The following is a 13,043-nucleotide window of genomic DNA, read 5'->3' on the forward strand; positions in this document are numbered from 1 at the left end:
AAAGCGACTGCAAGCGCGGCGGTGCAGGCAGACGCCTCATCCGCGGTTTCAGCCGGCGGATAATCTCCGGCATGTACACAAAAAAGATTGAAGTTGAGCAGCGCCTGTAATATGATCGGTTTTACTTGCAATTTCTATATCCACATCGGATTTTGCAATCGTTCATTTGCTGCGCAATACAGCTGAGTTTATTTTTTTGAACATTTTGGCTTTCAAGATCGAGTATTTTTGGACTGCTCCTTGCTGTCCTGTAATCCTTGAGGGCTTAAGATTCACCTTAGGTATAACCTAATCACGACAATGGATGCGAGTGTGCTGCCGATTATTATATTGTTACCGCTGGTACTAGGCACAACCCTTGTCCCGTGGCTGAAGCGATTTTCGCGCGGGGTAACGGCCTTAGGGGCGGTTGGAGTCAGCTTAAGCAGCCTGATTCTGCTGCTGACTCAAGCGAAAGATGTCTTCAGCGGCCAAGCCGTTGTGCAAAGCTGGCCATGGCTGCCGCAGCTCGGCATTGACCTGAGCTTCCGCCTCGATGCGCTTGGCCTGCTGTTTTCCCTGCTGATCAGCGGCATCGGCACCCTCATTTATATCTACGCCTATTATTACCTCAACGCCAAGAACTCCCTAAGCAAGCTGTACCTGCTGCTGATGCTGTTCATGGCGGCCATGCTCGGCATTTCACTGTCCAATAACCTGATCCTGCTGCTGATTTTCTGGGAACTGACCAGCATTTCATCCTTCCTGCTGGTCGGCTACTGGAGCAATTACGAAGCGGCGCAGCGCGGCTCACGCATGGCGCTGACCATTACCGGCATGGGCGGGCTGTGCATGCTGGGCGGCTTTGTGCTGCTCGGGCAGATTGCCGGCACCTATCAGATTGACCAGATTCTGGGCATGCGCGGGCAAATTCAAAGCCATGCGCTGTTTGTTCCCGCCCTGCTGCTGATCCTGATGGGCGCATTCACCAAAAGCGCGCAGTTTCCGTTCCACTTCTGGCTGCCGAATGCCATGGCGGCGCCAACCCCGGTATCCGCTTACCTGCATTCCGCCACCATGGTCAAAGCCGGCATCTTCCTGCTGGCGCGCCTGCTGCCGATTTTTGCCGGCGCAGCCCTGTACCATAATATTGTAACCTTTGTCGGGCTGTTCACCCTGTGCATGGCGGCCTTCTTCGCCATCTTCAAGGAAGACTTGAAGGGCCTGCTGGCCTATTCAACCATCAGCCATCTGGGGCTGATTGTCTGCCTGCTGGGCATCGGCTCGCCTTTAGCCGTGGCCGCAGCGATTTTCCACATCATCAACCACGCCACCTTTAAAGCAGCCCTGTTCATGATTGCCGGGATTATTGACCATGAAACCGGCACACGCGACTTGCGCAAGCTCAGCGGGCTGTGGCAGCTGCTGCCGTTTACCGCAACGCTGACCATGATTACCGCGGCCTCGATGGCCGGCGTGCCGCTGACCAACGGCTTCCTGTCGAAGGAAATGTTCTTTACCGAACTGCTGCGGGAACTCTCTGGCCCGGCGCTGATCGGCTCGGCCATCACCGCGACCTGCGCCGGAATTTTTGCGGTGGCCTACTCCATCCGCCTGGTGCATGGCGTATTTTTTGACGGCCCGGTCGGCAAAAATGTCCCGCATAAAGATGCGCACGAGCCGCCGTTCGGCATGCGCGCGCCAGCCACTGCCTTGGCGGTGCTGTGCATTTTAGTCGGCCTGCTGCCTGCCCTGCTGATTGAACCGATTGTCAACAGTGCGGCCCAGGCCAGCACGCAGAACTCCGCCTTTGAAGGCGCACATCTGGCCATTTGGCACGGCTTTAACCTACCCCTGGCTATGAGCGCCATCGCGCTGCTGGGCGGGGCGGTATTCTACTTCGCGCTGGCCAAAGGTGGCCGGCTCCGTGCCATTGACTTGGACCCGCTGCTGGGTAGGCTGCAGGGCAAGATCCTGTTTGAACTGTTTTTAAAGCACCTGCTGCTGAAGTCGCGCAAGCTCAAGCGCGCCACAGAAAATGGCTCGCTGCAAAGCTACCTGCTGTGGATTGTGCTGTTCAGCATTGCTCTGGCTGCCTTGCCGCTGCTGCCGCAGGGCATGTCCGCCGGAACCCGCGAGCTGACGCATGCGCCGGCAATCGCCATCGTGCTGTGGCTGCTGCTGTTCTCCGCCTGCTGGATGATGCTGTGGTTCCATCACGAGCGCATTAAAGCCGTGCTGATCAGCGGCGCGGTCGGCCTGGTCGTCACCATGGTGTTCGTCTGCTTCTCTGCGCCGGATCTGGCGCTGACGCAGATCACCGTCGATGTGGTCACCACCGTGCTGCTGCTGATGAGCCTGTCGCTGCTGCCGCAGCTTACGCCGTATGAATCCAGCGTTTCCCGGCGCTGGCGCGACGCTTTAATTGCGGTTGCCGGCGGGCTGGGCATCGCCTGGATCACCTGGCTGATCCTGACCCGTGACCATAATTCCATTTCATGGTTCTTCATGCAGCAGTCGATTCCGCTCGGCGGCGGCACCAATGTGGTCAATGTGATTCTGGTCGACTTCCGCGGCTTTGACACCTTCGGCGAAATCACCGTGCTGGGCATCGCGGCCATCGGCGCGCTGTGCCTGATGGACGGCATGCGCGCGCACGGCACCACCATTACCCAAGGCCTCACCTACCGCTTCAACCCTTCCCCGCTGATGTTCCGCATCACCGCGTCATGGATTCTGCCGCTGGCGCTGGTGGTCAGCCTGTACATCTTCCTGCGCGGCCACAACCTGCCGGGCGGCGGCTTCATTGCCGGCTTAATCACGGCGCTGGCGCTGATCATTCAGTACATTGCGCTGGGGCAGGATCAGGCGGAACGCCTGCTGCGCGCCAGATCCGGCCGGCTGTATGAAATCTGGATCGGCGCCGGCCTGGTGATTGCCGGCCTCACCGGCCTTGGCGCATGGTTCTGGGGGCGCCCGTTCCTCACCAGCGCGCACTTTTACGTTTCGCCGCCGCTGATCGGCGAAATGCATTTAGCGACTGCGGCCCTGTTTGATGCCGGGGTTTATATCACTGTGGTCGGCGCGGCCATGCTGATGATTTCCGTTTTGGGCGACTCGCGCCATTCCAGCATGGCTGGCCCACTGCCAAGAGGATAAGCATATGATCAGTTTAGAACTCTTACTATCTTCCGCGATTGGGCTGCTGGCGGCAGCGGGCATTTACCTTATCCTGCGCGCGCGCACTTTCCCGGTGGTGCTGGGGCTGGCGATGATCGGCTATGCCGTGAACCTGTTTCTGTTCGCGATGGGGCGCATTCATGTCAATGCCCCCGCCGTGCTGACCGAAACCGCCAAAGCCACCGACCCGCTGCCGCAGGCGCTGGTGCTGACCGCCATTGTCATCGGCTTCGCCACAACCGCATTCATTGTTCAGCTGGCGCTGCGCAGCCGTTTTGAATCAGGAACAGACCACGTTGATTCCAAAGAAGAAATACCGCAAATTGACCCGCGCGAGGATGAGCCTTGATGACTGACTTCATCCAGTTCTGGGCGCAGCACGCCCCGGTCTTCAGCATTCTAATACCGGCGTTTACCGCCTTCGCTTTAGTCCTGCTGGGCAATCCCGGCTCCGGCTCGCTGGCGCAGGACTGGCGCCAGCCTTGGCGCCGCGGCATCAGCCTGATCTCCGCGCTGCTGGGCCTGATCACCGCCGTCAGCTATCTGGCGATGGCCAGCCAAGGGCAAATCAGCGTATACAACCTCAGTGAATGGGCTGCGCCGTTCGGCATCGTGCTGGTGCTGGATCAGCTGTCGGCATTCATGCTGGTGCTGACCTATGCGCTGGCGGTGCCGGTGCTCTGGTACGCCAGCAAGGAATGGGATGAGCGCGGGCGCTACTTCCACGCCATGTTCCATTTCCTGCTGATGGGGCTATGCGGCGCCTTCCTCACCGGCGACTTATTCAACCTGTTCGTGTTCTTTGAAATCCTGCTGATGGCCTCCTATGTGCTGCTGCTGCACGGCCAGGGCAAGGCGCGCTTCCAGCTGGGCATTCATTACGTCACCATCAACCTGCTGGCGTCCGCGCTGTTCCTGATTGGCCTGGGCATGATTTACGGCAGCGCCGGCAGCCTGAATATGGCCGATGTCGCCCGGCTGATGCCTTTGCTGGAGCCAGATCAGCACCGCCTGGCCGCCGCCGGCGGACTGCTGCTGTTTGCAGTCTTCGGCATTAAGGCCGCCATGCTGCCGGTCGGCTTCTGGCTGCCGAAAACCTATGCTGTGGCCACCACGCCTGTAGCGGCCATTTTCACCATTATGACCAAAGTCGGCATTTACGCCATTCTGCGCGTGAACGGCACGGTATTTGATGATGAGATCAGCCGGGAAATCCTGCAAAACTGCCTGCTGCCGATCGGCTTAATCACCTCGCTGTACGGCGTGATCGGCGCGATTGGTGCAGAGCGCCTGCGCCGCTTTGTCGGCTTTATGATTTTATCCTCCATCGGCACGCTGCTGATTGCGATTGCCCTGTTCAGCACCGAAGCATGGGCCGCCAGCCTGTACTATTTAGTCCACAGCACCCTGATCGGCGCAGCCTTTTACCTGCTGTGCGGCTGGATTACTTCGCAGCGCGGAGAATTCAAAGACCACTTTAAAGTTGCGCCGCAGATGAAGCAGCACAAGGCCCTAGCCTTGGCTTATTTCGCCATTGCCCTGATGATGGCCGGCCTGCCGCCATTCAGCGGCTTTTTAGGCAAGGTTTTCATCCTGCAGGCAGCCGCGTCTTCGCCTTATCAGCTGCTGATTATTCTGACCATTTTAGCGGTCAGCCTGCTCAGCATCATCGCCATGACCCGCGTCGGCTTTATTCTGTTCTGGCGCGCCAGCCGGCCGGAAGACAATCCGCATGCGCCTGAATTCAAGACTTATCATGCGCTGCCTGCAAAAGCGCCAAAACGCAATGACAGCGCGGTCTACCTGCTGCTGGCAGGCCTGACCGCATACATGGTATTCGCCGCGCCCATTTACAGCTATGCGCGCAGCACGGCGGAGCAGATGCGCAGCAATGCCCTGTATGAAGAGGTTCTGCTGAAGAAAGATGAGCGCGGCAATGCCATCAGCGTGCAGCCGTTTGATCCGGAAAACCTGCCGGAAACCAAATACGGCGGCGAAACGGCTGACCCGAATGCGCATCTGATTCCGCTGCTGATTTCAGAAAACACCCTGCAGGGCGAGCATATTTCCGAATATAAAAAGCGCCAGATTCAGGGGCAGGAGCTGCACAGCCAGGCCCCCGATGATGCGCAGCTTAAACCGATGGAGGCGCCCTAAGCATGAAAACCGCTTCATTTTTTGCACGCTGGTTTCCGCATCCGCTGGTGTCCGTGATTGCCGGCCTCAGCTGGCTGATGCTGAGCTACAGCCTGGATGCCGGCTCCATTCTGATGGCCCTGATTTTGGCGGTATTCATTCCGCGGCTGGTGCATCCGTTTATTGCGCGCACCCCGAATATTGACTGGCTGCCTGCAGTGAAACTCTTTTTTGTAGTGCTGTGGGACATTATTGTCTGCAATATTCAAATCGCGAAGCTGGTGCTGGGGCCAACCCATAAGCTGCACCCCAAATGGTTCCGCGTGCCGCTGGAAACCCAGCATGAAGAAGTCAACACCCTGCTGGCGATGATCATCACCACCACGCCAGGCACGGTTTCGGCCGGCATTGATCAGGACCGCGGCGATATTCTGGTGCATGCCTTAAGTGCGGAAGACGCCGAGGCGGAAATTCAGAGCATCAAGAAGCGCTATGAAAAACCCTTGATGCAGATTTTTGGCGTAGATTCAGGAGAGCGCTCATGACCATTTTGCCCTATGCGCTGGGCATCTGCCTGGCGGCCGTGACCATTTCCATGCTGCTGTGCCTGATCCGCCTGATTGTCGGGCCGTCCATTGTGGACCGCCTGCTGGCTTTGGACACGCTGTTCCTGAACGCCACCTGCCTGATTGTGATTTTAGGCATTTACTGGGCCAGCACGTCGCTGTTTGAGGGCGCGCTGCTGGTGGCCATGCTGGGCTTTGTTTCCACCGCCGCCCTGGCCCGTTACTTCACCACCGGCCATGTGATTGATTAGGAGGATCCGCAATGCAGCTTGCCATGGAAATACTGGTTTCCCTGTTTTTAATCATCGGCGCATTCTTCATGCTGGTCGGCGGCATCGGCATGGTGCGCCTGCCCGACCTGTTCATGCGCCTGCATGCACCGACCAAGTCCAGCACGCTGGGCTTGGGCAGCTTTTTAATCGCAGCTATCCTCTACGCCGCATTTCACGGGCGCTTTGGCTTTGCCGAACTGCTGCTGACGCTGCTGGCCTTTATTACTGCGCCGGTTTCTGCAAATTTGATGGCGCAGGCCGCGCTGCATCTGCGCCTGCGCTCAATGGGCGGCGATGTGCCTGAAGCGCTGAACCGCCCGCTGCCGTGGCAGCGCACGCGCCGCCGCGCCTTCAGTAAAAAAGACCAGCTTTAGGCTGGTCTTTTTTATTTCAATACAGAAATAAATACATTTCCAATGCCTCAGCGCTTACATCATACCGTTTCGCAAGCAAATGCATCTCGGCATTATATTGGCAATAATTTTGAAACTTATCTGAAGGCTTCACGTCAATCAGATTAACCAAATTTGGCGGGCATGTTAATTTTACCAGCGCCGTGGCAACGCGGATATCAAAAATCAGATAATAATCAGAATGATTCAGAGCGCGCGTTGAAAAATACAGCAACTTTGAAATATAACTTATATTTAGCCCTTTGATTTTCTTCAATTCTTTATAAGATTTTTGAATATCCTTATTTTTTACATGCGCAAAAGCTGACTCCATCCTCCTGATATTTTCTGTATTATAATATGCATTAGTGCGGTATGTTCCATATCCAGTATCTGCAAAGCCCCAAATCATCGTCAGTACAAAGGGAAACTCTATGCCTATTTTCCGGTTAAAATAGTCCTGAAAACTGTTAATTACATCCTGCCTTGAAATATACTGATCGCCAAAATGCTTCACCACATTGCTCAGCTCTTGATGTAGCTTCCCCCATCGGCTGAGATCATATTTAAATTTAGAATCTTCCAATGGGGCAAGATTTCTTATTTCTATTAATTGAGATTCACTCAAATGCAGCATGGTTTAAGCTCCGATTAAAGGCATCTTATTCAAGTTCTTCAAGCCGTAAAAAAGCCGCCCTAAGGCGGCTTTTTTACGCGTCCAGACTGGACTTATTCTTCATCTTTTTTTGCATCTTCAGGAGGCAAATCCTTCACTGCTTCCGCAATCAGGCCAAACATATAGTTGCCGTATGCATTGGTTTTGTCATAGTGAAAACGCAGGCGGGGCGTAATGCGCGTCTTAATGCGGCGGCCCAGCTCATGGCGCAGGAAACCGGATGCCTTATTCAGAACATCCAGAGTTTCCTTATTAGCCGCTTCACTTTGCTCATCGCCCAGCTCACGGCCCATCACAGTAACATATACTTCAGCATAGCCTAAATCAGCACTGACTTTCACCGCAGAGATGGTCACAAGACCACCTAAGCGCGGATCTTTGAGCTCCTGGCGGATCAGTTCAGACAATTCACGCTGAACTGTATCGGCCATACGCTTAAGACGCTGACTACCCGCCATTAAAGACTCCGTTTAATCAATTGAACATCGTAGACTTCAATCTTGTCTTTGACTTTGATGTCTTTATAGCCTTTAACTGCAAGGCCGCATTCCATGCCGGCGCGGACTTCTTCCACCACTTCTTTATAGCGGCGCAGAGATTCCAGCTCACCTTGGAATACAACAACATCATCGCGCAATACGCGGATTGGCTTGTTGCGGTGCAGCATGCCTTCAAGAACCATACAGCCTGCAGCAGCGCCGAATTTGCTTGAGTGGAATACTTCACGCACTTCAGCAACACCCAGAATCGTTTCACGGTGTTCCGGCGCAAGCTTGCCGCTCATCGCCGCTTTCACGTCATCAATCAATTCATAAATGATGCTGTAGTAGCGGATGTCAATGCCGTCTGCATCAGCTTTCTGGCGCGCGGTGTTGTCTGCGCGGACGTTAAAGCCAAGCAGCACCGCTTCTGAAGATTCAGCCAGCGTTACGTCAGACTCAGTGATCGCGCCGACGCCTGAACCGATAATGCGGACTTTAACTTCGTCAGTCGCAAGGTCAGCCAGTGCAACGTGCAATGCTTCCAGCGTGCCGCGCACGTCAGTTTTCAGCACCACATTGACGATAGGCACATCTTTCTTGCCCATAGACGCCATGATGTTCTCAAGGCGCATTGCGCTCTGACGCTCAAGGCGCTTCTGACGCTCACGGTCCATGCGCGCATCGGCCACTTCACGGGCTTTCTTCTCGTCATTAACCACAAGAACTTCATCGCCTGCCATAGGCGCTTCAGGAAGGCCTAGAATTTCTACAGGAATTGAAGGGCCGGCCGATTTAATGCGCTGGCCGTTTTCATCAGTCATGGCGCGGACGCGGCCGTAAGATGAGCCTGCAAGCACAAGGTCGCCGACTTTCAGCGTGCCGTTCTGCACAAGAATAGATGTTACCGCGCCGCGGCTGTTGTCTACGCGCGCTTCAATCACTACGCCTTGCGCAGCGCCTTCTTCAGACGCTTTCAATTCCAGCATTTCAGCCTGAATTGAGATGAGGTCAAGAAGCTCGTCAATGCCCATGCCGGAGTGCGCTGAAACCATTGCTACAGGCACATCGCCGCCCCATTGTTCAGGCACGATCTGCTTGGAAGTCAATTCATTCAGTACGCGGTCCGGATCTGCAGACTCTTTATCCATCTTGTTGATTGCAACAATGATTGGCGTGCCGGCAGCGCGCGCATGGTCAATCGCTTCTGCAGTCTGCGGCATTACGCCGTCGTCAGCAGCTACAACCAACACCACGATATCGGTCGCTTTCGCGCCGCGTGAACGCATTGCTGTAAAGGCAGCGTGTCCCGGCGTGTCAAGGAAAGTAATAATTCCCTTATCAGTCGTTACATGGTAAGCGCCAATGTGCTGCGTGATGCCGCCGGCTTCGCCCGCAGCCACTTTAGAACGGCGGATGCGGTCAAGAAGCGAGGTTTTGCCATGGTCAACGTGACCCATGATGGTCACAACCGGCGCACGCGTTGATTGCGCGCCGCGCGCTTCTTCAGCCGCTTCCAGCAGATTGTCTTCCGCCTGGGTATCTGAAACAAGCACTGGATTGTGGCCCATTTCTTCAACAACCAGCGCAGCGATTTCCTGTTCAATCGCCTGATTCTGAGTAACCAACTCACCCATTTTCATCAGTGATTTAATGACTTCGCGCACTTTGATCGCCATTTTAGCTGCAAGGTCTGCAACCACAATGGTTTCACCGATTTCAACATCGTAAATCTGTTTTTTAACCGGTTTTTCAAAGCCGTGCTTGTTCGCCTGGCTGGTTTTCAAGCCGCGCTTATGCTGATTATGGCTGAAAGACTGCTCTTCCTGGCCGCGGCGGCCGCCTTTTTTCGGCGCGCGCGTGCTTGGCGTATTGGTTCCGCGCTTAATTTCGCGGTCTTCTTTGGCAAATGAATCTTCATAAGCCTGGCCAACCAGGCCGGCTGCCAATGGAGAATCATCCACGACGCGGATTGTTGCAGTTGTATCTTCCGCGCTGTACTTAGACGCCATTTGACGCATCTGCTCAAGCGTGCGCTGCTGCGCTTCTTCAGCTGCCTTGCGGCGCACGGCTTCTTCAGTCGCTTTCAGCTGCGCAGTCTGCGCTTCACGCGCTTTCTTCTGCTCTGCAGTTTCAGTCACTTTCACCGTTTGCTTGACAATCGGCTTATTGTTCGACTTGCGCTTGACTACAACAGCGGCTTTCGGCACTTCCTGCTTGGCAGTTTCCTGCTTGGCAGCTGCACGCATGGCTTCCAAAGCCTGCTTGGCTTTTGAAGCGCCTTGCTGCGGCGCATCTTCTTTAGCCGCAGCGGCCGGCTGCGCATTGCCTTCGCGCGCCTGCTGTTCCGCTTGAGCCTTCGCTAGCGCTTCCGCTTTGATCTGTTCTGGATCAGGCTTGGTAAACGTATGCTTCTTGCGAACTTCTACGTTAATGGTTTTGGCCTTACCTGATGTACTTGCTACTTTAGCTGTACTGGTCGTTTTACGTTTCAACGTGATTTTTCCTGCATGTCCATCGTCCTGGCCATGAATTTTCTTCAAATGGTTGACGAGTGCATTTTGTTGTTCGGCGGTAATAATGTCATCAGCATTACGCTGCGGTAAAGCTGCGTCACGAACCTGTTCCAGGAGCTTCTCAACGGGGGTGCCCACGCTGAGCGCCAACTCTTTAATCGACTTGTCCGTCATATATTACCTCCTAGTTAAACCATGATTCGCGCGCTTTCATAATCAGTTGACCCGCTTTTTCAGCGCCTAAGCCTTCAATATCTGCGATATCGTCAGTCGCCTGATCAGCCAGGTCATCTACAGTAACCACACCGCGGGCAGCCAGCGCATACGCGACCTCCTGCGTCATGCCTTCCATCGCCGCCAGTTCAGGGCTCGGCTCCTGAATGTCTTCCTGCTGCTTCAATGCATCCGCCAGCGCAACTTCTTTGGCGCGGGCCTGCAGCAGTTCAACAGTTTCAGCATCCAGTTCAATTTCATCAAATGTTTCCGCAGGAACATAAGCGATTTCTTCAACTGAAGTGAAGCCCATTTCAACCAGCGCCATCGCGAGGTCTTCTTCAATATCCAGACGGCTTACAAACATGTCCAGATACTGCTGCGCTTCATTCTGCTGGCGCGCGTAATATTCTTCTTCCAGCATCATGTCCAGCTTATAGCCGGTCAGTTCTGACGCCAGGCGCACGTTTTGGCCTTGCGAGCCAATAGCGCGGGCCAGCTGGTCGCTGGCTGCGAAGATAATGTCCGCAGTATGCGCGTCTTCATCAATCACGATGCTGGATACATCAGCAGGCTCTAAAGCGCTGGCGATATACTGTGCCGGATCGTCCGACCATACCACAACATCAATGCGCTCGCCGTTCAGCTCCTGCTGAACCGCCTGGATGCGCGTGCCGCGCATGCCAATACAGGCGCCCACTGGGTCAATGCGGTGATCGTTGGTTTTCACCGCGATTTTAGCACGAACACCCGGCTGGCGCGCTGCCGCTTTAATCTCAATGATTTCTTCAGAAATTTCAGGAATTTCCTTTTTCATCAAGGCAATCAGCATTTCCGGCTTGGCGCGCGACAGCAAAAGCTGAGCGCCACGGCCTTCGCGGTTCACGCTGTACAGAATCGCATTCACGCGCTGCTTAGGACGCAGAATTTCTTTTGCAATCATTTCTTCGCGCGCAAGATAGGCTTCCGCATTGTCGCCCAGGTCAATGATAAAGCCGTCTTTAGTCTGCTTTTTCACTTCGCCGTAAATCAGCTCGCCGACTTTAGATTCGTAAGCATCGGCAATCAGCGCGCGCTCCGCTTCGCGGATCTTCTGCACAATCACCTGCTTGGCGATTTGCGCAGCGATGCGCCCGAAATCAATCGATTCAACTTCAAGCTCGCGGATATCGCCAATTGACCATTTTGCTGGATCAACATCAGAAATTGCGTCCTGGCATGCAGGCATTTCATGATCTTCATCGGCAACCACTTCCCATTGGCGGAAAGTGCTGTAGTCGCCGGTGCGGCGGTCAATTTCTACGCGCAGGCGGGCTTCTTCTGAATGCGTGCCTTCGTAGAATTTCTTTTTCGTCGCAGCAACAAGCGCTTGTTCTAAGGCTTCGAAAATCGCTTCACGAGGTACACCTTTTTCATTACTAACCGTTTCAACTACGGTAAGAATTTCACGTGCCATAAGCCACCTATTCGTTCAGATTCTTATTTATTGAATTAATCTTGGTAGATTAAATGTGCTTTATCAATATTGTGACTGTCGATATCCAGAATTTGCTGCTGTTCAACTTCAACTTGAATCATTTCATTTTCAAGGTCTACTGCAACTAATTTCGCCTGGAATTTCCGGCGGTTCTCTACAGCGCTGATCAGGCGCAATGCAACCTGCTGGCCAATATAGCCGGACATCTGCTCAAGCTGGAAAAACGGACGGTCCCAGCCCGGAGAGGAGACTTCCAAAGCGTATTCGCCGGAAATCGGATCATGCACATCCAGCATCGCGCCGACCTGCTGGGTCACGCGCACGCAGTCCTGCACGCCAATGCCGCGGCCCAGTTCAGCCTCGCCGTCTTCATTCATGACCGGCTCAGCGCTTTCATCTACGGCCTTGTCAATATAAATGCGCAATAATGAGCGCTTGCCCTGAGGGATGAATTCGATCCCCCACAGGTCCACATCACAGGCCTGCACTGCCGGCGCAATTAAGTCCTGAAGTGCTTGGGTTTTATTTGATAGCTTCATTTACTCTCGTTTAAATTGTGCGATTTGATGGCCGGAATGGCCACTACAGGTCAATGCGAACGATTGTAGTAGCGGAACATGACGATTTGGCCAATTTAATGCCGACACTACACGATAGCCAATAAAAAAGGGCGTAAATCGCCCCAATTATGCACAGAAAACCATAGTCCACTGTGCAAAAAGGCCCACCTAGTTGTGAGCCTCTTTTAGAAACTTGGTAGCGGGAGCTGGATTTGAACCAACGACCTTCGGGTTATGAGCCCGACGAGCTACCAGACTGCTCCATCCCGCATCAACGTGCAAAAATTATATACAAAACCTGGAAGCTTTTCAATCAAAGTATTCAGGTTTGCCTGACTAAGTTGCACCTTAATCAGAATTGGTAGCGGGAGCTGGATTTGAACCAACGACCTTCGGGTTATGAGCCCGACGAGCTACCAGACTGCTCCATCCCGCATCAACATGCAAAAACTATCTGCCTTAAGCCGGCGCCTATTTCAGTCTGCATCTGAAATAAGATTGGTAGCGGGAGCTGGATTTGAACCAACGACCTTCGGGTTATGAGCCCGACGAGCTACCAGACTGCTCCATCCCGCATCAACAATATGCAAATTATTC

The 13,043-nt window shown here is 54.2% G+C and carries 11 protein-coding genes and 3 tRNA genes; 6 read left to right on the forward strand and 8 right to left on the reverse strand.

Features of this window, described 5'->3' with window-relative positions; translation table 11 throughout:
* Window positions 1-300: 300 nt before the first annotated feature.
* Genes BEN74_RS09420 through BEN74_RS09445 form a run of 6 tightly spaced genes read left to right on the forward strand, consistent with a single transcriptional unit; the run spans window position 301 to window position 6,507 of the window.
* Window positions 301-3,138, forward strand: coding sequence for a monovalent cation/H+ antiporter subunit A (locus BEN74_RS09420; protein ID WP_068912942.1), 2,838 nt, complete (start codon window positions 301-303; stop codon window positions 3,136-3,138).
* Between the two features lie 4 nt (window positions 3,139-3,142).
* Entirely contained in the window at window positions 3,143-3,508 is a 366-nt protein-coding gene (locus tag BEN74_RS09425; protein WP_068912944.1) for a Na+/H+ antiporter subunit C, read from the forward strand.
* Window positions 3,508-5,316 (forward strand): monovalent cation/H+ antiporter subunit D, encoded by a 1,809-nt coding sequence (locus BEN74_RS09430; protein ID WP_068912946.1) that lies wholly within the window; start codon window positions 3,508-3,510, stop codon window positions 5,314-5,316. The genes BEN74_RS09425 and BEN74_RS09430 overlap by 1 nt, the downstream gene beginning before the upstream one ends.
* Before the next feature lie 2 nt (window positions 5,317-5,318).
* Entirely contained in the window at window positions 5,319-5,840 is a 522-nt protein-coding gene (locus tag BEN74_RS09435; RefSeq protein WP_068912948.1) for a Na+/H+ antiporter subunit E, read from the forward strand.
* On the forward strand, window positions 5,837-6,112 hold the full coding sequence (locus BEN74_RS09440; RefSeq protein WP_068912950.1) for a monovalent cation/H+ antiporter subunit F: 276 nt from the start codon (window positions 5,837-5,839) through the stop codon (window positions 6,110-6,112). The genes BEN74_RS09435 and BEN74_RS09440 overlap by 4 nt, the downstream gene beginning before the upstream one ends.
* 11 nt (window positions 6,113-6,123) lie before the next feature.
* Window positions 6,124-6,507 carry a Na+/H+ antiporter subunit G gene (locus BEN74_RS09445; protein ID WP_068912951.1) on the forward strand — a complete coding sequence of 128 codons (384 nt, stop codon included), beginning with the start codon at window positions 6,124-6,126 and terminating at the stop codon, window positions 6,505-6,507.
* Between the two features lie 16 nt (window positions 6,508-6,523).
* On the opposite strand, the gene BEN74_RS09450 is transcribed toward BEN74_RS09445, so the two are convergent.
* From BEN74_RS09450 to BEN74_RS09485, 8 genes are all read right to left on the reverse strand, one after another.
* A complete protein-coding gene (locus tag BEN74_RS09450) occupies window positions 6,524-7,162 on the reverse strand; it encodes a hypothetical protein (RefSeq protein WP_068912952.1) in 639 nt (212 codons plus the stop codon).
* A 92-nt stretch (window positions 7,163-7,254) separates the two neighbouring features.
* Window positions 7,255-7,659: a ribosome-binding factor A gene (locus BEN74_RS09455; RefSeq protein WP_068912953.1), complete on the reverse strand. Its 405-nt coding sequence runs from the start codon at window positions 7,657-7,659 to the stop codon at window positions 7,255-7,257.
* Window positions 7,659-10,370, reverse strand: coding sequence for a translation initiation factor IF-2 (gene infB, locus BEN74_RS09460; RefSeq protein ID WP_068912954.1), 2,712 nt, complete (start codon window positions 10,368-10,370; stop codon window positions 7,659-7,661). Before infB ends, BEN74_RS09455 begins: the two co-directional genes overlap by 1 nt.
* A 10-nt stretch (window positions 10,371-10,380) precedes the next feature.
* Window positions 10,381-11,865 carry a transcription termination factor NusA gene (gene nusA / locus BEN74_RS09465; protein ID WP_068912957.1) on the reverse strand — a complete coding sequence of 495 codons (1,485 nt, stop codon included), beginning with the start codon at window positions 11,863-11,865 and terminating at the stop codon, window positions 10,381-10,383.
* A gap of 35 nt (window positions 11,866-11,900) precedes the next feature.
* The gene (gene rimP / locus BEN74_RS09470; RefSeq protein ID WP_068912959.1) at window positions 11,901-12,425 is read right to left on the reverse strand and encodes a ribosome maturation factor RimP; all 525 of its coding nucleotides are present in this window, start codon (window positions 12,423-12,425) and stop codon (window positions 11,901-11,903) included.
* A 215-nt stretch (window positions 12,426-12,640) separates the two neighbouring features.
* Window positions 12,641-12,717 (reverse strand) — tRNA-Met (locus BEN74_RS09475).
* Window positions 12,718-12,805: 88 nt separating this feature from the next.
* Window positions 12,806-12,882 (reverse strand) — tRNA-Met (locus BEN74_RS09480).
* A 63-nt stretch (window positions 12,883-12,945) separates the two neighbouring features.
* A tRNA-Met gene (locus tag BEN74_RS09485) sits at window positions 12,946-13,022 on the reverse strand.
* Window positions 13,023-13,043 lie beyond the last annotated feature (21 nt).

Source organism: Acinetobacter sp. WCHAc010034 (assembly GCF_001696615.3).
GTDB lineage: Bacteria > Pseudomonadota > Gammaproteobacteria > Pseudomonadales > Moraxellaceae > Acinetobacter.

What these genes read in the sequence shown, in the direction of transcription:
- BEN74_RS09420 (WP_068912942.1), top strand. Translation starts at nt 301, where the DNA reads ATGGATGCGAGTGTGCTGCCGATTATTATATTGTTACCGCTGGTACTA.
- BEN74_RS09425 (WP_068912944.1), top strand. Translation starts at nt 3,143, where the DNA reads ATGATCAGTTTAGAACTCTTACTATCTTCCGCGATTGGGCTGCTGGCG.
- BEN74_RS09430 (WP_068912946.1), top strand. Translation starts at nt 3,508, where the DNA reads ATGACTGACTTCATCCAGTTCTGGGCGCAGCACGCCCCGGTCTTCAGC.
- BEN74_RS09435 (WP_068912948.1), top strand. Translation starts at nt 5,319, where the DNA reads ATGAAAACCGCTTCATTTTTTGCACGCTGGTTTCCGCATCCGCTGGTG.
- BEN74_RS09440 (WP_068912950.1), top strand. Translation starts at nt 5,837, where the DNA reads ATGACCATTTTGCCCTATGCGCTGGGCATCTGCCTGGCGGCCGTGACC.
- BEN74_RS09445 (WP_068912951.1), top strand. Translation starts at nt 6,124, where the DNA reads ATGCAGCTTGCCATGGAAATACTGGTTTCCCTGTTTTTAATCATCGGC.
- BEN74_RS09450 (WP_068912952.1), bottom strand. Translation starts at nt 7,162, where the DNA reads ATGCTGCATTTGAGTGAATCTCAATTAATAGAAATAAGAAATCTTGCC.
- BEN74_RS09455 (WP_068912953.1), bottom strand. Translation starts at nt 7,659, where the DNA reads ATGGCGGGTAGTCAGCGTCTTAAGCGTATGGCCGATACAGTTCAGCGT.
- infB (WP_068912954.1), bottom strand. Translation starts at nt 10,370, where the DNA reads ATGACGGACAAGTCGATTAAAGAGTTGGCGCTCAGCGTGGGCACCCCC.
- nusA (WP_068912957.1), bottom strand. Translation starts at nt 11,865, where the DNA reads ATGGCACGTGAAATTCTTACCGTAGTTGAAACGGTTAGTAATGAAAAA.
- rimP (WP_068912959.1), bottom strand. Translation starts at nt 12,425, where the DNA reads ATGAAGCTATCAAATAAAACCCAAGCACTTCAGGACTTAATTGCGCCG.